At 41.9% G+C, this 25,307-nt stretch carries 22 protein-coding genes; 18 read left to right on the top strand and 4 right to left on the bottom strand.

Annotation, left to right across the window (positions count from 1 at the left end; genetic code table 11):
• Positions 1–6: 6 nt before the first annotated feature.
• Positions 7–1,575: a carboxylesterase/lipase family protein gene (locus AB6735_RS18505; RefSeq protein ID WP_370997350.1), complete on the bottom strand. Its 1,569-nt coding sequence runs from the start codon at positions 1,573–1,575 to the stop codon at positions 7–9.
• A gap of 197 nt (positions 1,576–1,772) precedes the next feature.
• Here AB6735_RS18505 and AB6735_RS18510 point away from each other — a divergent pair, with 197 nt between their 5' ends.
• Positions 1,773–2,981, top strand: coding sequence for a hypothetical protein (locus tag AB6735_RS18510; RefSeq protein ID WP_370997352.1), 1,209 nt, complete (start codon positions 1,773–1,775; stop codon positions 2,979–2,981).
• Positions 2,982–3,377: 396 nt separating this feature from the next.
• Here AB6735_RS18510 and AB6735_RS18515 read toward each other — a convergent pair whose 3' ends face one another.
• Positions 3,378–4,298 carry a hypothetical protein gene (locus AB6735_RS18515; RefSeq protein WP_370997353.1) on the bottom strand — a complete coding sequence of 307 codons (921 nt, stop codon included), beginning with the start codon at positions 4,296–4,298 and terminating at the stop codon, positions 3,378–3,380.
• 303 nt (positions 4,299–4,601) lie between these two features.
• Here AB6735_RS18515 and AB6735_RS18520 point away from each other — a divergent pair, with 303 nt between their 5' ends.
• The 17 genes from AB6735_RS18520 (at position 4,602) to AB6735_RS18600 (ending at position 23,785) form a co-directional block, all read left to right on the top strand.
• A complete protein-coding gene (locus AB6735_RS18520; protein WP_370997355.1) occupies positions 4,602–7,514 on the top strand; it encodes an ATP-binding protein in 2,913 nt (970 codons plus the stop codon).
• A 202-nt stretch (positions 7,515–7,716) separates the two neighbouring features.
• Complete coding sequence (locus tag AB6735_RS18525) at positions 7,717–8,217, top strand: hypothetical protein (protein WP_370997358.1); 501 nt, start codon at positions 7,717–7,719, stop codon at positions 8,215–8,217.
• Between the two features lie 44 nt (positions 8,218–8,261).
• Positions 8,262–8,486 (top strand): hypothetical protein, encoded by a 225-nt coding sequence (locus tag AB6735_RS18530; RefSeq protein ID WP_370997360.1) that lies wholly within the window; start codon positions 8,262–8,264, stop codon positions 8,484–8,486.
• 18 nt (positions 8,487–8,504) lie between these two features.
• Positions 8,505–9,080, top strand: coding sequence for a hypothetical protein (locus AB6735_RS18535; protein ID WP_370997362.1), 576 nt, complete (start codon positions 8,505–8,507; stop codon positions 9,078–9,080).
• Between the two features lie 261 nt (positions 9,081–9,341).
• Complete coding sequence (locus AB6735_RS18540; RefSeq protein WP_370997364.1) at positions 9,342–10,616, top strand: serine hydrolase domain-containing protein; 1,275 nt, start codon at positions 9,342–9,344, stop codon at positions 10,614–10,616.
• Between the two features lie 83 nt (positions 10,617–10,699).
• Entirely contained in the window at positions 10,700–11,317 is a 618-nt protein-coding gene (locus AB6735_RS18545) for a DUF1579 family protein (RefSeq protein ID WP_370997365.1), read from the top strand.
• Between the two features lie 20 nt (positions 11,318–11,337).
• Positions 11,338–11,919: a cupin domain-containing protein gene (locus tag AB6735_RS18550; RefSeq protein WP_370997366.1), complete on the top strand. Its 582-nt coding sequence runs from the start codon at positions 11,338–11,340 to the stop codon at positions 11,917–11,919.
• A gap of 370 nt (positions 11,920–12,289) precedes the next feature.
• Positions 12,290–13,639 carry a S41 family peptidase gene (locus AB6735_RS18555; protein ID WP_370997368.1) on the top strand — a complete coding sequence of 450 codons (1,350 nt, stop codon included), beginning with the start codon at positions 12,290–12,292 and terminating at the stop codon, positions 13,637–13,639.
• A gap of 76 nt (positions 13,640–13,715) precedes the next feature.
• Complete coding sequence (locus AB6735_RS18560; RefSeq protein WP_370997369.1) at positions 13,716–14,321, top strand: RNA polymerase sigma-70 factor; 606 nt, start codon at positions 13,716–13,718, stop codon at positions 14,319–14,321.
• A gap of 245 nt (positions 14,322–14,566) precedes the next feature.
• Entirely contained in the window at positions 14,567–15,595 is a 1,029-nt protein-coding gene (locus tag AB6735_RS18565; protein ID WP_370997370.1) for a FecR family protein, read from the top strand.
• Positions 15,596–15,735: 140 nt separating this feature from the next.
• Positions 15,736–18,984: a TonB-dependent receptor domain-containing protein gene (locus AB6735_RS18570; RefSeq protein WP_370997372.1), complete on the top strand. Its 3,249-nt coding sequence runs from the start codon at positions 15,736–15,738 to the stop codon at positions 18,982–18,984.
• Positions 18,985–19,396: 412 nt separating this feature from the next.
• Positions 19,397–20,737: a hypothetical protein gene (locus tag AB6735_RS18575; RefSeq protein ID WP_370997374.1), complete on the top strand. Its 1,341-nt coding sequence runs from the start codon at positions 19,397–19,399 to the stop codon at positions 20,735–20,737.
• Positions 20,738–20,821: 84 nt separating this feature from the next.
• The gene (locus AB6735_RS18580; RefSeq protein ID WP_370997376.1) at positions 20,822–21,616 is read left to right on the top strand and encodes a hypothetical protein; all 795 of its coding nucleotides are present in this window, start codon (positions 20,822–20,824) and stop codon (positions 21,614–21,616) included.
• A 429-nt stretch (positions 21,617–22,045) separates the two neighbouring features.
• On the top strand, positions 22,046–22,498 hold the full coding sequence (locus AB6735_RS18585) for an SRPBCC domain-containing protein (protein ID WP_370997378.1): 453 nt from the start codon (positions 22,046–22,048) through the stop codon (positions 22,496–22,498).
• Positions 22,479–22,805, top strand: a complete 327-nt coding sequence (locus AB6735_RS18590) for an ArsR/SmtB family transcription factor (protein WP_370997379.1) — start codon at positions 22,479–22,481, stop codon at positions 22,803–22,805. Before AB6735_RS18585 ends, AB6735_RS18590 begins: the two co-directional genes overlap by 20 nt.
• 13 nt (positions 22,806–22,818) lie before the next feature.
• A complete protein-coding gene (locus AB6735_RS18595) occupies positions 22,819–23,304 on the top strand; it encodes an SRPBCC domain-containing protein (protein ID WP_370997381.1) in 486 nt (161 codons plus the stop codon).
• 22 nt (positions 23,305–23,326) lie between these two features.
• Complete coding sequence (locus tag AB6735_RS18600) at positions 23,327–23,785, top strand: SRPBCC domain-containing protein (protein ID WP_370997383.1); 459 nt, start codon at positions 23,327–23,329, stop codon at positions 23,783–23,785.
• Positions 23,786–24,004: 219 nt separating this feature from the next.
• Here the strand turns inward: AB6735_RS18600 and AB6735_RS18605 are convergent, their stop codons facing one another.
• Positions 24,005–24,211, bottom strand: coding sequence for a DUF2252 family protein (locus AB6735_RS18605; protein WP_370997385.1), 207 nt, complete (start codon positions 24,209–24,211; stop codon positions 24,005–24,007).
• A 50-nt stretch (positions 24,212–24,261) separates the two neighbouring features.
• Entirely contained in the window at positions 24,262–24,924 is a 663-nt protein-coding gene (locus AB6735_RS18610; RefSeq protein WP_370997386.1) for an MgtC/SapB family protein, read from the bottom strand.
• Between the last annotated feature and the right edge of the window lie 383 nt (positions 24,925–25,307).

Here is a 25,307-nt window from a genome sequence, read left to right on the forward strand (position 1 = left end):
AATTTTTTATTGTTTTTTTGAAGCGTTTACTATTTTCAGCAATTCAGCATCCGGGTGACTGCGCATTTCGCATTTATTATCAAGGATCATCGTTGCGCCATTTGCAGACGTATAGGCGGGCCATTTTGGCAAACCTGGCGTATTGGGATTACCACTCCGGGCAAAACTGATCCAGGCACTGCTTATTTTTGAGGCAAGTGCATAGGCATCCTTGCCACCGCCGGTCATTTCCTCGCAGCGGCGTATATTATCAAACTGAAAAGCGATATCCATACAATGCATAGCTTTGTACCTGCCATCGTTAACCGGAGACTGCCAGGTAAACAGGTACATGTAAACCGGTGCCGCACCGCTCAATCCTGATTTTTGATCGGCTTGCTTGATGGCTAATGAGCGAAAACCGAATTCGATATCATTGTATTCAAACGGCTTGCTGGTATTTGGGTAAGCTTGCTTCACTGCTGCCATATAAGCGTCGGTCTGGTCGCCATATTTTTTCTGTAAAATAACTTTCACATCTTCTATGGTCTGACCCTTCGTGCTCGGTGCGAAAGCCGCAAACTCATTTTTAGTGGTACCCACCAGTAGCGGTATATTTTTTGAACGGTCCATGGCGGCCTGATCGGTCGGCTGATTAGGGAACATATCGCCATCCAGTACCGCGTTCCAGCCAACGTTTGCCGGTTTTCCTTCTTTTCTCAACGCTGTTCCTACTTTTCTTAGCGCCCTGTTACCGGCGGCATTCAATTGATCATAGGGTATTTTTTGCAGGGAGTCGACCTCGGAAGCCTGTAAATGTAATTCCTCCAGTAAAGCTGCCGCAACCCGTTGCGAAATGGATTTTTCGGTAAAAGAAGTGATATAACTGCCGCTTTCTACGATGGCTTTGTTAAATAGCCCTTTTGCCTTTGGCGTATTCATCATACAGGTTACCTTTCCGCCACCGCCCGACTGCCCGAATATCGTGACGTTATCCGGGTCGCCGCCAAATTGCGCGATGTTGTCTTTCACCCATTGCAAGGCCGCAACGATATCAGCCAGACCGGCATTTCCAGCGTTTTTATATTTATCACCATAAGCAGAAAGGTCCAGGAAACCCAGGACATTCAACCGGTGATTTATTGAAACAAGTACAACGTCCCCTTTCTTTGCCAGGTTCTCCCCGTCATAGGATGGCAGTTCAATAGACGAGCCGGCCGTAAAGCCGCCGCCATGCAGCCACACCATTACCGGGCGTTTTTTACCATCGTTTAATTTTTGTGTCCATACATTCAACGTCTGGCAATGCTCATTGGCATATCCCAGATCATGGTTAAAAGCAAATTCAAATGTATCGTTTACTGTCGTAGTCGGATCGGTCGGGCAAACCGGACCGTAGGCCATTGAGCTCCGCTCGTCATTCCAGGCTTTGGGTTTGCGTGGTGCCGTAAACCGGTCAGCTTCCGCATAGGGGATTCCTTTAAAGGTAAAAATTCCGTTATGAATATAGCCCCTGACTTTTCCGTTATCAGTAGCGGTGACAGCAATGCCTTCACCGCTTTTTATTGGATCTTCCGTTTGGCAAAATGCATACATGTTATAAAAGCAAATTGCCAACATAAGCAGTAATGTTGTTTTTCTTTTCATCATAATTGGTTTTATCAGGAATGACAAATCTAAATTTACATCTTCAATTCCATCTTTTTTTATATTGCTGAATTGTATATAAATTTATCGCTTGATTTCCGAAACGTTTCCGAAACCGGGAGCAAACCTGAAATGCTAAAAATCATATGAAGCTCAAAACGGGAAAGGACGAAATTGTATACCTGCTTACAAAGGTCGTGCTGAAATACGAGGCAACAACCGGCCAGGGTATTAAACGAAATACGAACAGAAAGAATTATGAAGACCTCGCGCGCATGTTAAGCGAGATCAGTAACCGCCTTCCCTATACCAGCGAAACACTATTCCACAATTATTACCCGCCGGGTGAAAACAATGCGTCTGCCGTTTACCCATTCCGCAAATATGACATAACCGGCGGTCAGCTAAAAGATGCTATTAATGGGATCGTGTCGAACCCACGGCCGTTTTTGGTTGATGCCTGTTACATTTATTTGTATGGACAGGGCAGAAAGGGTTTTGCACAAAAACCAGTTGATGCAGGGTTAGTGAATGACGCGGCAACTGTTGAAATGCCATATATTGATGTGTCTTCTACTGAAGGCAGTAGATTATCGCTACTCAGAAAGATCAAAACATATCGGGCAATTGTAATCCTGCTTTGTTGTCTTTTATTAGCTGGAGGGATTTTTTTGGCTGAAGAAAATTCAAAGGAAAAACAGCTCTTCAGTGATTTAAGCATTTTGCCCTACCGGCCCTCAAGCCCCGAAGTCGACAGCCTGCAGGGAATCTGGCTGTGCTATACCGGATCGCCGCAGGCGCGAACGTATGATGCCGGGCGGTTCCATAAAATTGTTTCTAATATCATGGATGTGAAATACCAGGATGGTTACTTCAAATTTATCCGTTACGGGTCTAATTTCGAGCATGCGGGCTTTATGCAGTTTGAAGCACCCTGGCTGGTTTCTATTCACTCGCACGTCGTTAACGCCCGGGATAGCATCGAGTCGCCTAAACTATCATTGATGCGTTTGGATGAAAGCAGGCCATATGTGGATGTCATATCTGCTTCCTGGAACTTTGACCAAGGAAAAAATAACAGGATCATCGGCATACGGGAGCTTTTCATCAAACAAGGTAAAAGGGGACGGATAGAGGAGATTATAAATACGCCGCAAAACGCAGCTTGCAGTTGTAAAATAATTAAATGGCAATCACCCGGCAATGCAATTCGCTTTTTTTATTTGAAAAATGAACTGCTGGATACGATTGGCGACAAAAGATTGAAACAAACACTCGATGAGAAAAGCATTTTGCTTTCTCGGCCCGGTGATACATCCTTATTGCTGCCTAAACATTTTACCAATACGCATTGAGTTATTATTCAAATTATCAATGTCTTGGATGCTGATCTGTAATAACGAGGCAATCTCGAGTCAGTTAACTTTTTCTTACCGCCAGGTTGAAAAGCTTCCTGAGGCTGGACTCAAACCACAAAAAATAGGTAATCTACATTTTAAAATTTCAGGCAGGAGAAATCTTGTTTTCAGCTTTCAAAATCGACTCTACAGTCTCTAAAAACTCAAATAAGTGTTCTAAGAATCTCCTCTACGGGCTGGAATTTGTGTAAATTCGAGATGATAGGCATCTTTACCATCAACGGTTTAAGATGAAAGTATAACAGAATTGTTTACCCCGCCTTTCTGGAACCAAAGGCTACCACAGCAGGAAAACTAACGTTATTGAAAAGCTCAGACGGGACGTAAATAAATTTAGTATTTTAAATCCGCCACATCAACAGAAGATTTATAGCGCGTTGAAGCTATCCGTAACAGATTAACACCCATCAGGTAAAACATAACAAATGGAATGGCAGGCACACAGACCAAGTAACTCATGGTAGCAAAAGGTTCTGGCGCTGATGGTGGAAATAGGTTGACCAGTGCAGCACATAAGCTGATAATGACATAGGCGCGTGTAGCTGCCGGCTTGAAATACCCTGTTTTACCCAACGCCAATGCAAACATCGACGTAGCTATATAAATCATCGAAATCTCCACTGTATTTATCAGCAGGAACAGTTCCTGAAAAGCGGGATACCAGTCAGGCCGGTTCGCTGTTTTAAAATGCCGGAATGCTTCGGTAAGAAAACTACCCCAATAAGCCATGTTTATGACAAACATGGGTATGGATAAGGTCATCAGACCCATACCCAGGGTGGTAAATAATTTTTCTTTATTCCGTAACCAATGGTAAAGCAGCGCGGTTCCAAGATAAGCCAGTGTACTCCCTAATATGAGCAGGTTATACCGTGCATGCTGTTCGCCGGCAAGTTCCAGCCATCGACGGATGTTCTGCGGCGGTCGGCCCATTCCACCAAAAACAGGGAAAATGACCCAGGGTACAATAAGCAGCAGGGCAGCAAGAGTGCAAAACTGGTTAGCCGATGGCTGGTACTTTACCAACGGGTATAGTATGGTAATCATCATCAGGGTATTGATGAGCCAGCCCGACAGATACCATAGTGGATCCACATGACCGACGCCAAAACCTAACAGCATGGTCAGGAATGGGACCGACATTAGGTAAACGACACCGGCCCTTTGTATACCGCTGAATTTGTGGTGTTCATCAGATTTAAGCGTAGCAATGGTTTTCTGTCCATCTGATTGTTGTTTTATTGTATTGCTCATAGTCAATTCAAATAGTATAGGAGTTATCACGTAATAGCATACAAAGCAATGCATTGGATACCGGAAAAACATTCGCATACTTTGCAAAAGCATTTGAATTTGTTTCGTTTATGGAAGTTGCCCTGTTATTTTTCAATATTGCAGGTTATAGAAACATCTGAAAATTTAAGTAATAAACGACTGATTAATATTATGTTATAACTTTATTATTACTATTGTCTCCACATTTGAAAGTGTTATTTTTGAGAACAAGGATTGCGGATATTTTGTATGTATACAAGGGATATTTTTTCATATAGGTATGTGAGGAGTTGCACGCTGCTGGGGTGTCTGGTATTATTGTGCCTGGTAAACCGGACCGTTGCGCAGCAGACAAGCATAATCCGTAGCAATGATTTTGGTAAAAATAACCAGATATTCACCAATGATTCGGTTTGGTTTTTTCATCCTGGCGATTTGCCAGGCGACAGACTGGCTGTAACTACCACCACCGGCTGGGATACCCTGCACCACACCGTTTTTGGCAAGACCGATGCACCGCCGCAATGGGCTGGCATGGGTTGGTTTGGCTTATGGGTAAAGGCCGATACGGGGCTGGTAAACAGGAAACTTTTTATCAGCATTAATCACGATGGTGCTTCAGAAATTTTCATGGATGGCAAACCCATGGGCGGTTATGGTAAGGTTGGCAATTCAGCGCGGCAAATGGAGGCCATCCGCGCACCAAGGGAGCTAATTCCGCTTTGGTTTGCCGACACCCGCCCTCATCTGCTTACCATCCGGTATTCAAATTTCTTTGGGGTTTACTCCAACTTTTTGGGCTTCCAGCTTTCTATAGGTGATTATATAAAACGAGCCGAAAAAACCAGGGCAAGCAAAAAACTGCTTGATTACTTGCCCATGTTTGCCGCTGCACAACTGATACTGGGCCTGCTGCATTTCCTGTTCTTTCTTTTTTATCCCCGGCAAAAACTTAATGCATACTATGCATTGTTCGTATTGCTGATAGGCATCAATGGGATGGCAGTTTATCAGTTTTACCTAACGCCTTATCCCACGGTTCAATATATTGCTGATTTTACAACTTTTGCCTGTAAGGCATTGATCATGTGGTCGGCGGTCATGTTGCTTTATGCGCTCCATTACCACCGGCTGCCGCGTTGGCGCATGGCCGCGCTAACCGGCGTTACGCTGTTTTACCTCACTGGTTATATTTTAACTTTTTGGATTTTTAGGGTGGAGAAATGGGATGACTATTATTCCGTTGCCTATATTGTTTTTATGATGGATGGCTTGTGGTCGGTAGCCCAGGTCATAAAAAGCGGGCAAAAAGATGCATGGCTTATCGGCATTGGCGCCGGCACCATCATATTGGTTTATTTTTTCGCTTGGGATGATACATTTCATGTTTGGCATTATGGGCAGAATTCTATGCGTTTGTTTGTCATGGGGGCGGGATCATTAATATTGCCGCTTTGCTTATCGCTTTACCTGGCGCTTGATTTTGCCCGTACCAATCAAAAGCTTACGTCAAAACTGAGGGAGGTAGAAAATCTATCGGCCCGCGCCCTTGCCCAGGAAGCCGAGAAAACAGAATTGATAGCCACCGAGGCCCGCCGGCTGGAGCAAATTGTACAGCTGCGTACCGCCGAACTGAAAGAACAAGCTGATAAACTACTGGAATTGGACGCGGTTAAATCGCGCTTTTTTACAAACATTACGCATGAGTTTAAAACACCGCTTACCCTGATCATGAACCCGGCTAAGGAATTGTTGTATGCACCTGTTGGGGATACCAATAAAAACTTAAAACTAATTATCAGCAATGCCGAACGTTTGCTGCAATTGATTAACCAGCTGCTTGATTTAAGCAAGGTTGAGAGCGGCCTGATGGACGTGAACCGGGCACCAGTTGATTTGGTTGCGCTTATTAAATTGCACATCCTTTCCTACGAATCGCTTGCCTTACAAAAAGATATCAATCTGCATTTTACTGCCGACCGCGATGCTTTTTGGATACTGACCGATCGTGATAAAATGGATAAGGTGGTCTTAAATATCCTCTCCAATGCTTTAAAATTTACCGACAAAGGAAAGGTGGAAGTTGCACTGTGCCAAAATGAAGAAACACCTTACAGCGCCTTCATTTTCACGGTAAGAGATACAGGAAAAGGAATCCCGACGGGCAAGCTGCCTTACATTTTTACACGCTTTTATCAGGTCGATCCGTCTGATACACGCTCGGCAGAGGGTACGGGTATCGGATTGGCGCTTACCAAAGAGTTGGTTGAACTGTTGGGTGGACAAATAGCGGTAGAAAGCATTGAGGGCTTATATACACAGACCCGGATTGATATGCCATACCAGGCTGCGGAAGCGCTTCCCGAACCAAAGGCAGAAGCATTAGGTATGGAGCTATTTACAATGATGCCCGACATGGTTGAAACGTTGGTTGCCGATGAAAGCAGCCCGCTGATCCTGTTAATTGAGGACCACTACGAATTGAGGGAATTTATGAGGCAATCGTTGGCAGGCAGATACCGGTTAATTACCGCGGCAGATGGTGAGGAGGGTATAGTTCTTGGGCTGAAACAAATCCCCAATCTGATTATTACCGACCTGATGATGCCCAAGGTAAGTGGTTATGAAGTGAGCGTGACGTTTAAAAAGGACGAAAAAACAAGCCATATCCCAGTCATTATACTAACCGCGAAAGCCGACCTGGACAGTCGTATACAAGGCATTGAGACCGGGGCAGACGCTTACCTGGCCAAGCCGTTTGATCAGCGGGAGTTGCTTGCTCTTATTGAAAACCTCATTACTCAACGTGAACAATTGCGCCTGCATTACAGCAGCCGGGACCTGTGGCTGAAAGATATCACTGCCCTGCCATCTATTGAGCAGGATTTTATCTCACGGGTACGACTTGCTGTAGAAACTCACCTGAACGAAGAAGGCTACAGCGCCGATCAACTTGCAGTAGACATAGGGCTTAGCCGCACACAGTTGCACCGCAAACTCAAAGGCCTCATTGGTCAGGCTCCCGGCGAGCTGATCCGCATTGTTCGTCTTCAATATGCCCATGACCTGTTGGAGCGTCGCGTCGCCACAGTATCCGAGGTGGCTTATATGGTTGGCTTTGGCAGCCCTGCCAGTTTTTCGGCCAGTTTCTCGCGTCATTTTGGCTTTGCCCCAAGTAAGGTGATAGAAGCCTAATCTTACCATTACCTTATTGCTTTTAAGCAAAATGGTTGCTTGCCCATAAAAACGCAACAAAATCGAAAGGATTTGCAACATGTGCGAAAATGTATTTTGGATGGAGTATGTTTATTTGTGAAATGATTACGACTGCATTATAGCTTGTTTTGATATGGTATAACGCAGTTTCAAATCATTTCACAAATATGCTTATCTACCTATGAAAAACCTAAAAACAACCTTATCAATACTGCTTACCACGCTATTAAGCTGCCTGATATTTATTGGATGCGATTTTAGTAAAGGCGTTAAAAAAGACCTGCGCACCGGTTTATCGTTCAGCTATAACGGCTTTATCGTGCAGGATGTTTTATTGATAGACCCGGCTAATAAACGAATGCCCGATAATAAAGTAAACTTAAATACCCGTATAGCTATAGCAGCAATCAGACTAAACAATTATGGCCTTAAGGACGGTAAAGTTTTTCCGGGGACAATGCTTTTGGTGACCGATAAAAAAGGAACTCCCATACTTAAAGCCGACGACTTGTTTGCCGGTGACCAGGGTCATCTGCCGGCGGAAGCATCCGAGCTGCGCGGAGCCATCACCATCGCAAGGCCAATGATAGCCGGCGAAACCTATCACGTAAAAATGCATGTTTGGGACAAGGTGAAAGCAGACAATGAATTAAATATTGAAGCTGACCTGGTTGTACAATGAGTTATTACACCCCTAAAAATTGTTAACCATTTAAATTATTTACGATGGCCATTTTATTGCCGAGAAAACCGACCCTTATTTGCATGGCAGTGCTGGGCCCAATTTGCGTGGTGGACGGCATTGTCAAACAAGACACCAAAGAGATCCTTGCAATGTTGGCCGTATTCATATTTGCCATAGTAACCCTCATTATGGACAGCAGAAAAAAGAAAAAGCTTATAAGTACGAAAACCCGGGAACATAACAATTCCCTTAATTCAAACCGATAAACCTAAACAAACAGCATTATGCCCGATGGAAAAAACTTTTGGATCACCGCGCCGGGAATTATTACTGGCCTGGCTGCTATAGTTACCGCTATTACCGGTTTAATTGTGGCATTAAACGGTATTGGTTTATTTAGCGGATCGGCAACAACAAACAAGATATCCACCGAAACAAAACAAGAGGTTAAAAAAGAGACGGATAGTTTGCCTGGTAAACAAGCAGAACCGCAAAAGCAGGTCGAAAAATTTAGCCCTGTATTTTCAATGACCACGATAAAAATTGAAGATCACGAGTACAAAATTCTTGGCTCATCACTTGAAGGCATAACACCAGAAAGCAACGAGCTGAAAATTAAAATAAAATATAAAAACAATAGCAATTATTCTCCGGCCACCTTCTGGAACGAAGGTTTTAGGTTGGCTATTGATGGATTCCTCACTGCACCTTCAGGAAATTTAAGCGAACTGGTTGAGCGCCATGCGGAACTGGCTGGCACCGTAACTTTTGAGGTGCCAGCCAATGCTAAAGAGCTTACTTTTCACATTTTTGACGTTGGAAAAGATATTGCCATTCCGTTAAAATTAGCACCCGATTAATTTAGTTTTTTGTCCATAGGCGCGACAAATCTGAAGGGCTGCAACAACTGCCCCCCGTCTTAAATAATGATGCGGCACTCGTGCTAACAGGGAAAAATTAAATGCCTATTCACATAGTTGCCTAAGTATGCAACAAACTCAAAAGCATTTGTAACAAACGCGAAAGTATTTTTCAAGCTATTTATGTCTCTTTGAGCTCCCTGACAGGCTTTCCCAATTAAATGGGTTCAATTATTAATAAACAACAAACACCTAATACCTATGAAAAAGATTTATAAATCTAATATTTGCTGCTTCGTAACGAGTGCACTAAAATTTACCAAATTATTGGCTGTAGCCGGCTTGCTCCTTTTTGCGGGCTGCGGTAAAGACACGCCTTCAATAACTAAAACGGATACAGGTACAGGCACGGGAACAGGAACAGGAACAGGTACAGGAACAGGTACAGGAACGGGTACAGTCATTGATACGCTTGCTGCCAGTAAAGTTGCCCTTGCCGCTTTAGATGACGAGGTAAATGCCTTTATGACTACTTATAACGTTCCGGCAGTATCAGTGGCGATTACCAAAGGCGAAAAACTGGTTTATCTGAAAGCCTATGGTACAAGTGATCAATCCAGGAATGTTAAAGCTGCTATCAGCGATAGATACCGTATAGCCAGCCTTTCAAAACAGTTTACCTCCGTTGCTCTCATGAGGTTGCTTGATCAGGGCAAGATAACGCTGGATGACAAAGTATTTGGCGACGGTGGTATATTAGGTAAAACCTATGGTACTAAAACCTACGGCCCGCATATTACCGATATTACGGTTAACGAACTGCTGCATCATACATCCGGAGGTTGGCCTAATGATGACAACGACCCGATGTTTACCAATCCAACCATGACAGCTGCACAACTCATCACCTGGACTTTAGATAACCGCCCGCTTGACCATACGCCGGGAACCAGCTATGCTTACTCAAATTTTGGTTACTGTATATTGGGGCGGGTGATAGAAAAAATTACCGGACAACCTTATGAAGAAGCTATAAAAACATTAGTGTTGACACCTATCGGCATCACAGACATGACTATTGGTGGTAACACACTTGCCCAAAAACTACCCAAGGAGGTTACATATTACGGCCAGTATGGTGAGGACCCTTATGCTTATAATATCAGCCGGATGGATTCGCATGGAGGATGGATCGCTACAGCCGCCGACCTGGCCAGGTTCCTGGTTTATGTTGATAAATTTCCAGTGCGTAAGGATATCCTTACACCATCAACCTTAAATATTATGTATACCGGCTCAACAGCCAATGCAGCTTATGGGTGCGGATGGGGTATTACAGGCAATAACTATGTTCATACGGGAAGCCTGCCCGGTACGGAGACCGAACAGGCCCGTTTGGATAATGGATTTAATTTTGTGATTTTGACCAACACCCGCAGCTGGAAAACTAAGTTTGACTATGATTTGGACCAGATATTCTGGAGGGCCTATGCCAAAAATCCAACCTGGGCTACTGACGATTTGTTCACTAAATAAAAAAACTAAGTAACAGCTTCGATTTAAGTTTCCACTGTTCATTAAATTTTCTACAAGTTTTATACAATAGCAACACCATTCAAATGAGCAAAAAAATAATAGTTTCATACGGCATGTATGCATGGTTGCTGATGATGGTTACATGCACCGCCAGCTTTGCGCAGGACAAAAATGAAACCGCCCGGTTGGCCGCAACGAACCAAAATCATCAGTTGCTTGCCAGTATTACCGGCTCCTGGACTTTTGCCGGCAAACATACTTTTGCCGGCAGTAAGCATAAGCCCATTGAATTTGCCGGCACGATGGTAAGAAAGGCATTGTGGAACAACCGGTATTTTACATCAGAGGTTACCGGCCAGGACATCCCCATGCCGTGGTCTAATGGCGAATTGGTTACACTGCACGAAATGACGACCGAAGGGTATGATAATGTGAAAGGGAAGTTTGTAAGCGCTTATATCAATAACGAATTTGAAACAGGCATTATCCTGTTGGAGGGCAGCTACGATGCCAGCGCAAAGATCATTACCTATGATGGCGAAACGCTATCTCCTCCAAGAGGCGATGTCCCTGCCGGTATCATGCGCAAATTTCATGTGCTTCTTAAATTTATAAATGATAGCCATTACACCCTTGAATGGCATGAAAGCATTGGTGGAAAAGAACTTTTCGACACCGTACTAAATTTTACCCGGCAATAAACTTTAAATAGAACACTATCATGAAACGCAATATTTTCCTTCGAATACTCTCCTTAACAAGCGCTGCAGTTTTTGCCAGTCCAATCAGCAGTATTGCTAAAACTTATATAATGTTTAGGGAAAAAGCTGGCTTTAAAACGGATGCCGGTGCAGATCGCTTTCAAAAACCCATTAACCTGTTTGACGGAGATACCTTTTATACTAAGGTATCTGCCAAAGATACCGATGGCGATATGTACGTGTATGAATCATCGCGCGTAAAAAAAGGTGGGCCAAATTTGCACGTCCATCCCAATCAGGACGAGTGGTGGTACATTTTGGAAGGCGAGTTTGTGATCAAAGTGGGCGATAAACTGCACCGCGTTAAACCCGGCGATAGTGTTTTTGGCCCACGTGGTGTACCGCATGCATTTTCAAAGATAGGAGATGGTGTTGGTCGAATGCTTACTACTTTTCAGCCGGCCGGTAAAATGGAAGAATGTTTTATAGCGATAAGTGAAGGGCAAATGAAAGGGAAGCCCGAGGCCGAGCAGGACGAGTTTAGAAAACAACATGGCTTTGAACGCGTAGGCCCTCCAATTGATATACTAAAAGCATTTTAATTTTAAACCACATCACTTCGTAATTAGCAGGTTAGGAAAGTTAGCAGTTTTAAGTTAATAATAGTTGGTATGTTGGTTGTATGGTTTTAAAACCTGCAGCCAGCAAAAGCATTAAAACCAGTGCTACTGATGAAGATATATTGAAAATAATATATACAGCAATGGATAGTAATTGATCAATCTTAAATGATTGATATATTGAAAGTAGGGTTACCTTCTGTAGTCGGTAATTAACAATGACGCTACTTGAAAGTTAATTATCTGTTAATAATGGAAAAGTATATTTGTTACCACATAAGTATACTTTTATAGTATTATGCAGCCAATTTTTAACTTTTATAAACAAGGTCGCCATGTTTTCATTTGTCTGATGGCTGTTCTGTTTTTACAAAATTCCTGCAAAAAAGATAACTCTACCCGCAATTATCCAGTTGGAAGTAATGAAAATATAAATACCTGGATACTGGATAGCCTAAAACGCTACTATTACTGGAGCGATGGGCTGCCTTCCAAACCTGCACTTAACCGGCCACCGCTTGATTTTTTTTCCGCCATACGAAATTCCAGTGACCGATTTTCTTATATTTTATTGCCCGGTGATCCTTCCACCATTAGCCCCAGCAACAAGAGCCAGTACGGGTTTGATTATACTACGATCAAAGAAAAAAATACAGGTTTGGTTTTTGGAGTGGTTAAGCTTGTTTTAAGCGACTCTCCGGCCTCCAGAGGGGGGTTAAAACGAGGCGATTATATCAGTAAAATTAACGGTAAAACTATAACCCTGGAAAATGCCGCGGCTTTACAACAGGAATTGCTTTCGGGCAGCAAGGTTATCATCACACTGGCAGAGCTGAATGGGAATGAGTTAAAAGATATTGACTCTGTTGAGTTAACAGCTGGATTTACTTTTGAACAACCCGCGGTGAGCAACATTACCGGCGTTGGCGGCTCTAAAATTGCCTACCTATATGTATACGATTTCAGTCCCGGATTGGCTACCTCGCTTTACAATACTTTTATGAGTTTTAAGAATGCCGGTGTAACAGAGCTTATTCTGGACCTTCGGTATAATTCCGGCGGACAGGTTGCTGAGGCCGCCGGGCTTTGTGCCATGATTGCATCAGGGGTAAATTATACCACTCCTTTTATCATTTATAAAGGGAATAAAAATGGAGGTTCCAGATCCGAATCTTTGGGTGATGCCGCCAGCTTCGATCATACTTTAAATTTTAATACACTTTTACAAGCAAACCTCAACTTAAAAAGAGTATTTATTTTAGGAACAGGTGCAACTGCTTCGGCTTCGGAGGTGATGATCAACAATCTAAAACCTTATATGCAGGTTGTGCTGATCGGCGAAAAAACGAGAGGTAAAGACGAAGCCTCATTTAAAATTTCTGATGCCAGGGTCCCTAAACAGGTGGAATGGGAAATGCACCCGATTGTTTACAAACTATTTAACGCAGCTGGAAATGGAAGTTATAACGCGGGTATAGATCCCGATATTAGCGTTACAGAATTGAGTGATCTTCCTTTGCAACCTTTTGGTGCCAGGGAAGATCCCTTGGTTAAAGCTGCCCTCAATAGAATTTCCGGGAATAATACTATCAGGATCGCAGGGCTAAAAAGCTCCAATAAGTGTAACCTTGCTGCCGGAAACATATTGGCCGATTCCCGTGTAATGCTTACTTCTGCAAGTACCGTGATTACTCATCGGTAAGCTGGTAAAGCTTCTCTTATAGTTAACATTAACTTCAAATTACCCGCTTAACTTGCAATGCTTAATCTCCTGCCGTATGAAACATTTGGACAACTTATCTATCAAGGAACTTTTGTGCCTTATCCAAACCGGGAATACCGGTGCTTTTGGTGAAGTTTATAAATTATACAGAAGGAAAGTATATTGTTTTGCCTACCGTTTTGTGCGTAGTGCTGAAGAAGCCAATGAACTAACCCAGGACGTATTTGTCCGTTTATGGGAAAACAGGATGAAAATTAATCCTGATAAAAATTTTGAGGCCTACCTGTTTAGTATGGTTCGAAGCAACTTTTTAGATGCCTTAAAAAGGCAAGCCAGGATGTCTGTTTACCGAACGGCAAACGCACAAGAGCCGTCTTTTAATTCAACAGAAAGTTATATGGATTTTACCGAGTGCCGCCAGATAGCCATGAATGCTATTGAAACGCTTTCTCCGCAAGTTAAGGTGGCTTATCTGTTAAGCAGGGAAGATGGTTGCTCGCACGAGGATATTTCCAGGCAAATGGGCCTTTCTAAAAATACGGTGAATAACCATATTAAAAAGTCCTTAACCCATATTCGTACCAGGATGCGTTATTTATCTCCGGATACTGTTCTTCCTTTTATACTATTGATGCTGGCATCCTTTCCCGAAATGTGTTAGCCTGGCTTTTTATCTACTTCTCTTCAATCTATTATTTATGTTATTTGCCCGAAAGGGCAATTATTATTTTATAACGTCAATAGCAAAACTCTGTTGAGACTTTTCATGAAAAGTATAAAATTATTATATTGATTATAAGGTACTTAGTCCGAGATGAAAAATATATCGTCAGGCCATATAGCTGTTAAGTTCTTCCCGATCTTATATACATATATAAGTCGTAAAAAAATATTGAAATCATAAAGGTGAAACATCAGGAAGAAATCAGAAGGTTATTTAAAATGTACCTGGAGGGCAAAACAAATGCCCGTCAGAATACCATTTTGTTTCACTATTTAAGCAACAACAAAAATGCAGAACAGGAACTGTCTGATCTCATGAGCGAAACATGGGAGCAGGAACCTGCAGTGAGGGATAACTCGGTGGAGGCTAATGAAGGCCTGGAACAATTATGGTCCAAAATTGATCACAAAAAACAAAAAACCATTCAGCGATATCAGATACTTAAATACGCGGCTTCATTGGTAATGATCTGCTCTGCTGTGTTTGTATACAAAGCCAGCCAAAAAAAGCAGCCTGATGTTGCAAAATCAATTGCTGTTATCACTAAAACAACAGCAAGCGGCGAAAAAGTAAAAATGCTGCTGCCTGATAGCTCTGTTGTTTACCTGGGTAGCCGGAGTAAGATCTCCTGGCCCGAACATTTTGAAAAAGGAAAAATCCGGAGTGTTTCCCTTGAGGGCGAAGCCTTTTTCGAGGTGAAGCATGATGCTGCGAGTCCTTTTATTATCCGGTCGGGAAAAATGGAAACACAGGTTTTGGGGACTTCATTTAATATTTATGCTTATCCGGAAGACAAAATATTTACCGTATCTGTAAGGACGGGTAAAGTAGGTGTAACTGAAAAAAGCCCCCGAGCCCGTAAAATGCTTTCGCTTTTAACGGCAGGCATGAAGATCGTTTATGATACAGATAACGGAAAGTTCAGGGTGAATGTTGCGCAGGTTAGTGAAGCGGATAGCTGGACAAACAACCGCTTTGTATTTCACGATGAAAATTTAGGCTCGATGCTGGTTAAGCTTGAACGCTACTACAATGTTCATTTTGAAGTGAAGAGCGCTAAGTTAAAAGCATGCCGGTTTAACGCCACTTTTTCTGACATCAATATTAACGAAGTGATGCGACAGTTAAAAATTATGAGCAGCGGTCATATCAAATATAAAATTAGTGACGATAAAACAAAAATTGTCTTGTGGGGGGAGACTTGTGAATGAAAATTTAACAAAGGCTAAATCCGTACGCGAAAGCTTATACAAAAGAAATAGTAATTAAAATACGAAACCGCCCTGCGTCAACAGAACGGTTTCAAAGAAATAGTTTTTAACTCGTGAAAATTAAAAATCGTCGTAAACTTATGAATATAAGCTTTTACAAAAAAGTAAATAAGCATTTTTCCAGATTAAACTACAGGTCAATCCTGTTCATGTTCTTATTATTTTGCCATGTTTCCGGCAACACATTTGGTTCTGCTTTAAAACAAGAAAGAGCTCCCGGTAACATCAGTTTGAAATTAGTAGCTGTAAGTATTCCAGATGGGCTCGCCGCATTGGAAAGTAAGGCTGGTTGTGTGATCAATTATAACAAGTCTATTTTTAATGAAGGCAGTCGTATTAATATTGATGTAAAGGATGTCGCTTTAACCCAGGTATTAAAACAGATGTTGACCGGCACCCGTGTCGGTTTCAAATTTGCTGATGAGCATACTGTCCTCTTATATAAATTACCTGCTCCGGTAAAACCAGGTAAGATCAGCGGAAAAGTACTGGATGAAAAAGGGGAAACTCTTCCCGGTGCATCCGTCAGAATAATTGAAACCGGGAACGGTACACAAACAAGTGTTGATGGCGAATACATATTAAGTGTAGCTCCGGGTACTTATACACTGGAGATCACTTATATATCCTACCAAACCATGCGTATCAGCGGGGTGGTGGTAACGGAGGACAAGAATACCTCTTTAAACATCTCATTAAAACCGGCAAGCTCTGCTTTAAAAGAAGTAGTGGTAACGGCCAGCTACCGTAAGGCATCGGTTGATGGGCTGCTTATCCGCCAAAAAAACGCTTCAGAAATTAGTAATGGCATCAGTGCCGAACAGCTTGCGCGTACACCCGATAAAAATATTGGTGAAAGCTTAAAGCGGATCAGTGGTGTAAGTACCATTGATAATAAGTTTGTATTGGTTAGGGGTATTGGGGAACGCTATAATACCGCCATGATGGACGGAACTGTACTGCCAAGCACCGAGGCGCAGAGCCGCAATTTTTCTTTTGATATGATCCCCTCAAGTTTGGTTGATAACGTGGTGGTGAGCAAAACGGTCACGCCTGATATGAATGCCAGTTTTGGCGGTGGACTTATCCAGGTGAATACTAAGGATATCCCGAACGAAAATTTTATAAGTTTTACTGCCGGTGCGGCATATAATGATCAAAGCACCGGTAAAGATTTCCTGAGCCACAAACGCGGGAAATATGATTACTTCGGTTTTGACGACGGCAGGCGTGATTTGCCTACCGGGTTGGAACAAACTAACAGAAATACAGCGCCCAACGCTGCACTTTCTGACGCCGATTATCAAAAAAAGGTAACTGATCAAAGTAAAAGGTTTACGAATGATAATTTTACTATGTATAAATATAAAACGGCCCCCTCACAAAACTACCAGTTTTCTATTGGCCGTTTATTAACGCTGGACACTACCAGAAATAATAGGCTGGGTTTTACCGGCGCCATAAGCTATCGTAATACGCAAAATATTAATATTATAGATGATCAATCCAGAGGCGACTGGAATATTCAGCGTCCGGATTTGAATACAGGTGCCGCCTATGTATTTAACACCACTTTGGGCGCCTTGCTAAATGTGGGTTTGCAGCTGGGTAAAAATCGCTTTAGTTTGCGCAATACCTATACACATGTATATGATAATACATTGACAAGGATAGCCGGGTACAATCTCGTGGATGGGCCTGGTGCCGTGAAGGCGAATGAACCACCAAACCGGGTTGTGGAGGCAGATGATCCCACCTATACTACCTTGCTGCAAAATAAGCTGAGCGGGCAGCACCAGCTGGGTAAAGTAAAAATTGAATGGGATGCTGCCAGAACCTCGGTAAGCCGGCAGGAAAAAAATGTGTCTATTGCTTCGAGTGGCCCGGTTTTAATAGGCAATAGCTATCAGTATTTTTATGGGGGGGGCTCACTTACAGAACCCACGATATCACAAACCTCACGTCAGCATCTCAGTAATAAAGAACATCACTATTCCTGGGACGTGTCGGGTACCCTGCCTTTTACTTTTGCAGGTATCCGCAGCAGTATAAAAACGGGTTATTTTGGCATTCAGAAAAAAGCGGAGTTTGACTGGCAGATTGCTGTACTGGCTTATAATGGCCCCGATAGCTTAAAATACAAGCCAATAAGTGAAGCATCTAAACCGGAAAACCTGTCTTATGATAAATATAGTTATGGTATTCAACCCTTTTTTTTAGATAGTTATAAGGGTAAAAGCCAAACACACGCCGGTTATGTGATGTTGGATAACCGGATATTTGATAAGCTCAGATTAGTATGGGGCTTACGGGGCGAGTATTATAAATATACGGAGATCAAGTACGGGGCAAATATCAAAGGCGATAAAGGCGTATTCAGTGTAAAACCAGATAAGCGCTGGCAATGGCTTCCTTCGGCTAATTTAACGTACAGCCCGATCCAGTCATTGAATGTAAGGGCGGCGGTTTCCAGCAGTGTGGTGAGGCCGGAGCTGATGGATAATAACCCGTTTTTCAGATATAGCGCTTACCTGGATGGTTTGTATGGTAACAGAGGCCTGTACAGTACCCGCATCAATAGCTATGACCTTAAAACCGAATGGTTCCCTGGCCTAGGTGAGATCATCTCGGTAGGTGGTTTTTATAAGCGTTTTGATAAACCTGCCGAACTATCATATTTTTATAATGGCACAGATAATTATTACCTGCAAAGCGCGGATTGGGCAAAAGTGTATGGATTGGAGTTCGAGCTTCGTAAAAACTTCGGTTTTATAGCCGATGAGGGAATCCTGAAAAATATAACTGCTTATGGTAATCTTACGCTGCAAAAATCAAGGGTACAGGCTACCTATGCGGTTGATAATCCGGAAGTTGGCAAACCTCAGCTGCAGGTTCCTGTTGAGCAAAAGCGGGCCATGTACGGGCAGTCGCCTTACTTGTATAATGTGGGCTTACAATACATAGGTAATCATTTAGGTTTTAACGCGGCATATAATAAATCGGGCTATAAAACCTATATCGTTAGTGATGACCCAACCGCCATCGAGTATGAAAAGCCACGGGAGCAACTGGATATTCAGATCAGTTACCGGTTCCTGAAAAATAAAATAGAAATTAAGTTCAACGCGGGTAATCTCACTAATAATATTTCTACGTTTTATCGCAACACTGCCAGTTATGAAAATATTCCCAATTATGGAGGCGCGGATAAAAGCAAAGGCATGCGTTTAAAACCTGGCTTTACTAATAAATATGAAAACGGTGACCAGGTGAGGTTTCAACAGAAATTTGGCCGTACCTACAGCACATCACTTATCTATAATTTTTAACAACGAGAATACATCATGAATGTAGATATATAATGGTTAAACAATTAAAAAATGAAGGAAAAATAAAATCCTGCTGTGCTATAAAAAGTAAAACGAAGGGTGCTCAAAACCCTTCGTTTAAAAACCGAATAGCTTGCTCGCTAACGGCACAACCAGGATAAGAACCCTGAGAGTAATATAAAAATACCCGAAAGGATGCCTGTTACTAAGCCAAGGGTTTAGACCAGAAGATCGATACAGGTGAATTATGTTCAGCCGTAAAGATAATAAAAAATTAAGTCTGAAAACAGCTTCTCTTTTTGATCTTGAACAACAGGAGATGCTATTATTCAGAACTTCAGAGAATTCCAAGTAAACCGAATAACGGGGGTTAAAAATTAACTGCCTCCCTGAAAAACAAAAAAACAACAAAATGAAAAAAGTATCTTTAGTAGCCCTATGCCTGGCTGCAGGAATTTTAGTAACATCTTGTAAAAAAGAAGCCAATAATGGTGCTTCGTTTGATAACCGTAGCACTGCTGCTACCGATTACCCATCTTCAGTTACATCATTACCGGTAACTACTGTAAGTGGCGATATTACTACCAACACTACATGGGATGCGGCTCATGTTTGGGAAATCAGCGGTGTTGTTACCGTAAGGAGCGGCGCTACCCTGACTATCAACGCAGGTACTTTCATCAAATCAACTGTAAATACCGCAGGTGTTCAAAATGGTGTATTGGTAATTGCCAAAGGCGCTAAAATTAATGCTGTTGGTACTGCAAGCAGCCCTATCGTTTTCACCAGCCGTTACCTGTTAGATGGTAATAACGCTACTGTTGGAAAACCTGGTGATTTTGGTGGTGTTATCCTTTTAGGTAACGCTGTAATTAACGTAGGTGATAAATTAATTGAAGGTTTGGCTGATGATCCTAAATTTCACTATGGTGGTACCAATGATGCTGATAACAGCGGTACAATAAAGTTTGTTCGTATTGAGTTTGCTGGCTATGTATTAGCTCCAAATGTTGAAGTGAACTCTTTAACTTTAGGTGGTGTAGGTAGCGGTACTACTATCGATCACGTACAGGCTTCTTATGGCCTTGATGACGGATTTGAGTTTTTTGGTGGTAAAGTAAGCCCTAAATTCCTGATCTCATTTGCAAATGACGACGATCAGTTTGATTTTGATAACGGCTTTACCGGTACTATCCAGTTTGCTATCGGTGTAGTTGATGCTTACTCAACTCATAGCGCCAGCAGCGGTGCCAGCGATTCAAATGGTATCGAGTCTGATAATAATGCACCTGCAGAAGATGCAACTTTTAGCAAATTACCTAAAACTCACCCTACATTGTCAAATTTCAGTGTAATAGGTACTTCTGCTGCAACTTTATCACCAGCTATTACTGCTCCAGGCCTTAAATGGGCTTTCCGTAACCGTCGTGGTGCTGAGGCTACTGTAAACAATTCTTTATTTACTGGTTATCCTACAGGTATCGTAGCTGATGTTGACGCAAATGCTTCACTGGTAGCATTAAACAATGTTTCCACTCATGGCTTTACTGCTGCAACTTCAGTATTGGGTACCGGTGCATTTGTCACCTCAGGCGTATTAAATACTTCAACTGCAGCTGCCGCTCCTACCTGGGGTATGACTCAGCCGTTCTATAATTCAGGTGCAGTTAATTTTGGCCCTGCACAAACTCGTGGTGCCATTACTTCTGCTTCTGGTAACTGGTTAGCTACCTGGACTAAATTTACTTTCTAAAACTTAGCATAAGTTTTTTATTACAACCGGGGCATCATTTGATGCTCCGGTTTTTTGAAGAATAGTACATATTAAAAAAAATTCATGATCAAACTAAAATACCTAATCTTAGTTTTCGCGCTGTTTTTACTGGCGTGTAAAAAGGAGCAATTGCTCAATCCCAATCAAGGTGAACCGGTTAACCTTACCATTAAGGGTTATGTGATGACGGATACACTGGAGTTTGTGTTTAATAATAGAATATTAGGGCAGGCGATTGATGACGCATTCACAACAAGTAAAACCGGGGCTCTTTTTACCCCAGGAGATAAGATTCAGGTCCGTAAAAAAGCGGATGGCAAAACAGTTGGTAATATCGAAGTAGCTGCAAGTCCATTTAACCAGGTTAAAAAGATATTTTATGATGGCACCACCTTATCAAATAATTTAGTGCTCACTCCTGTCACAAACCCAGAAAATATGGGTTTACGGTTAAGGTTCAGTACGCCCTTTAAAGATTTTTATGGAGGCCCGGTGGATATTGAAATTTTTGAGTATGCGTCTAATTATGAAACATATGAGATTACTTATACCTCCGTAAAAGAAGTGAAAAATGTAACCGGGGTGTTTGGAGATTTCGTCGAATTAGAACCGCTTATCAGTACTGATATCATTTTTAAGCAATATGTGGTAAAAGTATATAAAGCCGGGACAAAAGAGTTACCCTACACCAGTATGGACCATGTTTTTCTGGATGATCCGGATAACAATTACAGCGAAGGTATAAGGTTCGACAAAGGGGCAAGCAAATTAATTTCGATCTCCACTTATGACAGCGACGGTGGAACAGTAATTGGTTCTGGTTATAGTATTGCTGATTTTTCGGCAACTTTTAAATAATAAACAATTTTTTCAATTCAACTTTTAACTGATCTTACCAATTATATAAAAGAGTAGTAGGTAGACATGTTCGTGAAAGACAAACTCAAACAACAACATTCTTTAGAGGATTTTTCTGAACAGTGTTCGTCCAATAGTAATCCTTATCTACTTATTACCGGGAGCTTTGCTGCACTCGGTGGTTTAATTATATTTTCGCTGATCGCATGGTTGGGGAGTGTTTGCATACAGTAAGAACATTCACTTCCTAACCTGGTTCAGCATTCCCCTCTTCACCTGCTGCATTATTTAAATAGACGCCCGCGTAAAGGCATAAAGCTCCTGGCAGCACAGAAATATCATAAAAATAAATTTTTAAAAAAAAGTAAAAATAAATTTGCGTAACTCAGAAGTTACATATACATTTGGGTAACTTAAAGGTTACGCATTATGGCAAAGATCATTCAACACCAATTTTTTTATCCCAATCCACCTGAGCTGGTTTGGGAGTATCTTACAAAACCTGAGCTAATTGCTCAATGGCTCATGAAGAACGATTTTGAGCCCACCATAGGGCATGAATTTAATTTCCATGCCAGCCCGATGCCCGATATGGATTTCGATGGGATTTTTTATTGCAAAGTATTGGAGATCATTCCTTTCAAAAAGCTCTCCTATTCCTGGGATTTTGGACCAGGCGATGGAACGTTTACCCGCTCGGTGGTGAACTGGACTTTAACAGAGAAAGACAATGGTACCGAACTGCTACTAATACATCGCGGTTTCGAAGGAACAAACAACTTCCTGTCTATGTTCAACTCGATGGAAAAAGGCTGGTTAGAACTTATCCAAAAACTTTTGAAAATAATCAACAATACAGCAAATGGAACAACACAGGCTTGACGCATTCCAGGTAATTGCCGACCCGAGCCGGAGACAAATGTTATACCTGCTCTCGAAAGATAGCTTAACCATTAATGCCCTGGCCGACAATTTTGAAATGAGCCGCCCCGCCGTGTCCAAGCACATTAAAGTGCTGTACAACGCTGGCTTTATTTCAATACAGGATATCGGCAGGGAACGGCATTGCATCCTGAAACAGGAGGGCTTTAATGAATTGCACAAGTGGTTGGAGTATTTTGACCAATTCTGGGGCAGCAAATTGAAAAATTTAGAGACCCTCCTTAATGAAAGAACCAACAAAAAATAAATCGATAGAAATCATGGAAAATCAAAATTTCACAGCTACTATTCTGGTAGATCAAACTCCAACCCAAGCTTTCGATGCCATCAATAATGTACGCGGATGGTGGTCGGAAGAAACTAAAGGTGATACTGATAAATTGGGTGCCGTATTTTATTACCATTACCAGGATGTACATACCTGCACATTCCAGATCACCGAACTGATACTTGGCAAAAAAGTAGTTTGGCATGTACTGCAAAACCATTTTAATTTCATTAAAGACCAGAGCGAATGGGTGGATACAGATGTTGTTTTTGAAATTACCACAAAGGGCGATAAAACAGAGATCCACTTTACACATGTTGGCCTTGTACCGGCATATGAGTGTTACGATATTTGTTTTAACGCCTGGGGTACATACATCACCAAAAGTTTGTACGACCTTATTACCAAAGGCGAGGGCCAGCCCAACCCGATAGAAGAGTCGGTTAAAAAAGCGCAGGAAATGAGGGCTGAGTTATAAAATAAATAGAAAGGGCAAAAAAATGAGAGATCAAAATTATACCATCGTTTTTACGGTTGACCAGTCGCCGGAAGAAGTTTTTGACGCCATCAATAACGTTTGTGGATGGTGGACAGAAAACATGGAAGGCGGTTCACAAAAACTAAATGATGAATTCGAAGTCCGTTTTGGGGACGTGCATTATTCCAAACAAAAATTAATAGAGCTGATACCCGGCAAAAAAGTTGTTTGGTTTGTAACTGATAGTAACCTCAATTTTGTAAAAGATAAAAGTGAGTGGACAGGTACCCAAATTATTTTTGAGATTGCTGAATATGGCAACAAAACGGAACTGCGTTTTACACACGTGGGGTTAACACCTCAATATGAATGCTATGGTGCTTGTTCAAATGCCTGGTGTGGTTATATAAGTAATAGCCTGAGTAGCCTGATCACTACAGGTAAGGGGCAACCAACCGAAAAAGAAGAAGTGAATTCTTAAGATCACCATAGAAATAACACAGTATCCTTACCTTAAAAGGTGCTATAAAGCCCCCGGTTTTCGCTGGAGGCTTTTGGTCTGTGTGGTTGTTTGTGAGTTGCGATACTATTGCCCCTTTTGTTCAGAATTGCCAGTATAATTTCAAGCTGCCTGTTTTATACCACGCAAACGTTTGTTTGCGGTTGGAAGCTTTTAATGAAAAAAAATAAAGATTGTTGGTCAAATGCAAAAAAAATGCTTTTTGATCGACACTATTTTCAGAAAGTAATGATCTTGGAAATCTTCATAAAACAAATGGCAGGTACCCCTGAAAAAACGAAAAGGGCTTTCGGTCATCGCTTTATATTTTAGTTGAACTTTGTCGGGCAGTAGCGGTGCATTAAATTTTTTAATTCTTTCAATAATAGTATCCATGTTGTGCAGCATTTAAAATATAAAAAATAATGCGGGGAGTATGAAAGGCTTTTTAAGGAAGATTACCACTCAAAGGATTGGACAATGGCCTGGTCAAGCAGCCATTCATTAAATAGTTCCAGTTGTTTCCCTTTGCCGGATACCAGCACTTCCAGGATCACTTGCTCGCCTGAGCGCAATAATTTGGAATTGGTAACCTGCAAGTTTAAGGTTTTGATCTGCTGTTGAATAGCGCCCGAAGGATATTTGTCCTTAAATGTGATCTTATAATCGCGGTGTTGAAAGCGGAAATCGATCTGGAATTGGATAAAATCAAGCGCGTAAAGTATAAATAAAGCTAATACCAATGATACTCCCGCCAGTAGATATTCGCCAATACCTATTAACATGCCTATGGCGGCGGCTATCCAGATAGAAGCGGCGGTGGTGATGCCCGAAACGCTCACATTGTTACGAAATATAACGCCCGCCCCTAAAAAACCCACGCCGGTGATGATGTTGGCGGCTATGCGGTCGCGGTTAGAGTCAACACCTAAAAGGTAGGAGCAAATGGTAAATACCGTTGAGCCAAAGCAAATGAGCGCCAGTGTACGGAAGCCTGCCGATTTACCCCTGATCTCCCGTTCAAACCCCAGGATACTGCCGGCTATAACTGATAAAACTATTTTTAATACCTCATCGCCGCTAATAGCATGAGAGGTATTGATAACTGAGCTAAATAACATTTTAGGTTTAACATTTATATTTTTCGAATAGCAGGTTTCGTAAATATAAATAAAATAAAGCGATGAATGATAGCCTGATGTCGACTCACCCTGTCATCGCTGCACTCGACATCCCTCTCTTTTATTTTTGTCATCCTGAGCGATAGCGAAGGATCTTCTTCAGCATGCCTGGCGCATAACAGATGCTTCACTTCGTTCAGCATGACAAATCTGTTTTCTCAACCGGTAAGATCGCTGTGCTAATCTCGCGGAAGGATAAAAAAAATAACCGTTTTAAACGTTTATACCTAAACAAAGTCATATACACGTCTGTTGAAGCTGGGATTAAATATTAATAATATACTATTGTTAAATCATGTGTTATTAAATTCTTCAACCCCGCA

Source organism: Mucilaginibacter sp. RCC_168 (assembly GCF_041355315.1).
Lineage (GTDB): Bacteria > Bacteroidota > Bacteroidia > Sphingobacteriales > Sphingobacteriaceae > Mucilaginibacter.

Bases quoted from the DNA above. Each gene is read 5' to 3' on its own strand.
- AB6735_RS18505 (WP_370997350.1), bottom strand. From the start codon at position 1,575: ATGTATGCATTTTGCCAAACGGAAGATCCAATAAAAAGCGGTGAAGGC.
- AB6735_RS18510 (WP_370997352.1), top strand. From the start codon at position 1,773: ATGAAGCTCAAAACGGGAAAGGACGAAATTGTATACCTGCTTACAAAG.
- AB6735_RS18515 (WP_370997353.1), bottom strand. From the start codon at position 4,298: ATGAGCAATACAATAAAACAACAATCAGATGGACAGAAAACCATTGCT.
- AB6735_RS18525 (WP_370997358.1), top strand. From the start codon at position 7,717: ATGAAAAACCTAAAAACAACCTTATCAATACTGCTTACCACGCTATTA.
- AB6735_RS18530 (WP_370997360.1), top strand. From the start codon at position 8,262: ATGGCCATTTTATTGCCGAGAAAACCGACCCTTATTTGCATGGCAGTG.
- AB6735_RS18535 (WP_370997362.1), top strand. From the start codon at position 8,505: ATGCCCGATGGAAAAAACTTTTGGATCACCGCGCCGGGAATTATTACT.
- AB6735_RS18540 (WP_370997364.1), top strand. From the start codon at position 9,342: ATGAAAAAGATTTATAAATCTAATATTTGCTGCTTCGTAACGAGTGCA.
- AB6735_RS18545 (WP_370997365.1), top strand. From the start codon at position 10,700: ATGAGCAAAAAAATAATAGTTTCATACGGCATGTATGCATGGTTGCTG.
- AB6735_RS18550 (WP_370997366.1), top strand. From the start codon at position 11,338: ATGAAACGCAATATTTTCCTTCGAATACTCTCCTTAACAAGCGCTGCA.
- AB6735_RS18555 (WP_370997368.1), top strand. From the start codon at position 12,290: ATGGCTGTTCTGTTTTTACAAAATTCCTGCAAAAAAGATAACTCTACC.
- AB6735_RS18560 (WP_370997369.1), top strand. From the start codon at position 13,716: ATGAAACATTTGGACAACTTATCTATCAAGGAACTTTTGTGCCTTATC.
- AB6735_RS18570 (WP_370997372.1), top strand. From the start codon at position 15,736: ATGAATATAAGCTTTTACAAAAAAGTAAATAAGCATTTTTCCAGATTA.
- AB6735_RS18575 (WP_370997374.1), top strand. From the start codon at position 19,397: ATGAAAAAAGTATCTTTAGTAGCCCTATGCCTGGCTGCAGGAATTTTA.
- AB6735_RS18580 (WP_370997376.1), top strand. From the start codon at position 20,822: ATGATCAAACTAAAATACCTAATCTTAGTTTTCGCGCTGTTTTTACTG.
- AB6735_RS18585 (WP_370997378.1), top strand. From the start codon at position 22,046: ATGGCAAAGATCATTCAACACCAATTTTTTTATCCCAATCCACCTGAG.
- AB6735_RS18590 (WP_370997379.1), top strand. From the start codon at position 22,479: ATGGAACAACACAGGCTTGACGCATTCCAGGTAATTGCCGACCCGAGC.
- AB6735_RS18595 (WP_370997381.1), top strand. From the start codon at position 22,819: ATGGAAAATCAAAATTTCACAGCTACTATTCTGGTAGATCAAACTCCA.
- AB6735_RS18600 (WP_370997383.1), top strand. From the start codon at position 23,327: ATGAGAGATCAAAATTATACCATCGTTTTTACGGTTGACCAGTCGCCG.
- AB6735_RS18605 (WP_370997385.1), bottom strand. From the start codon at position 24,211: ATGCTGCACAACATGGATACTATTATTGAAAGAATTAAAAAATTTAAT.
- AB6735_RS18610 (WP_370997386.1), bottom strand. From the start codon at position 24,924: ATGTTATTTAGCTCAGTTATCAATACCTCTCATGCTATTAGCGGCGAT.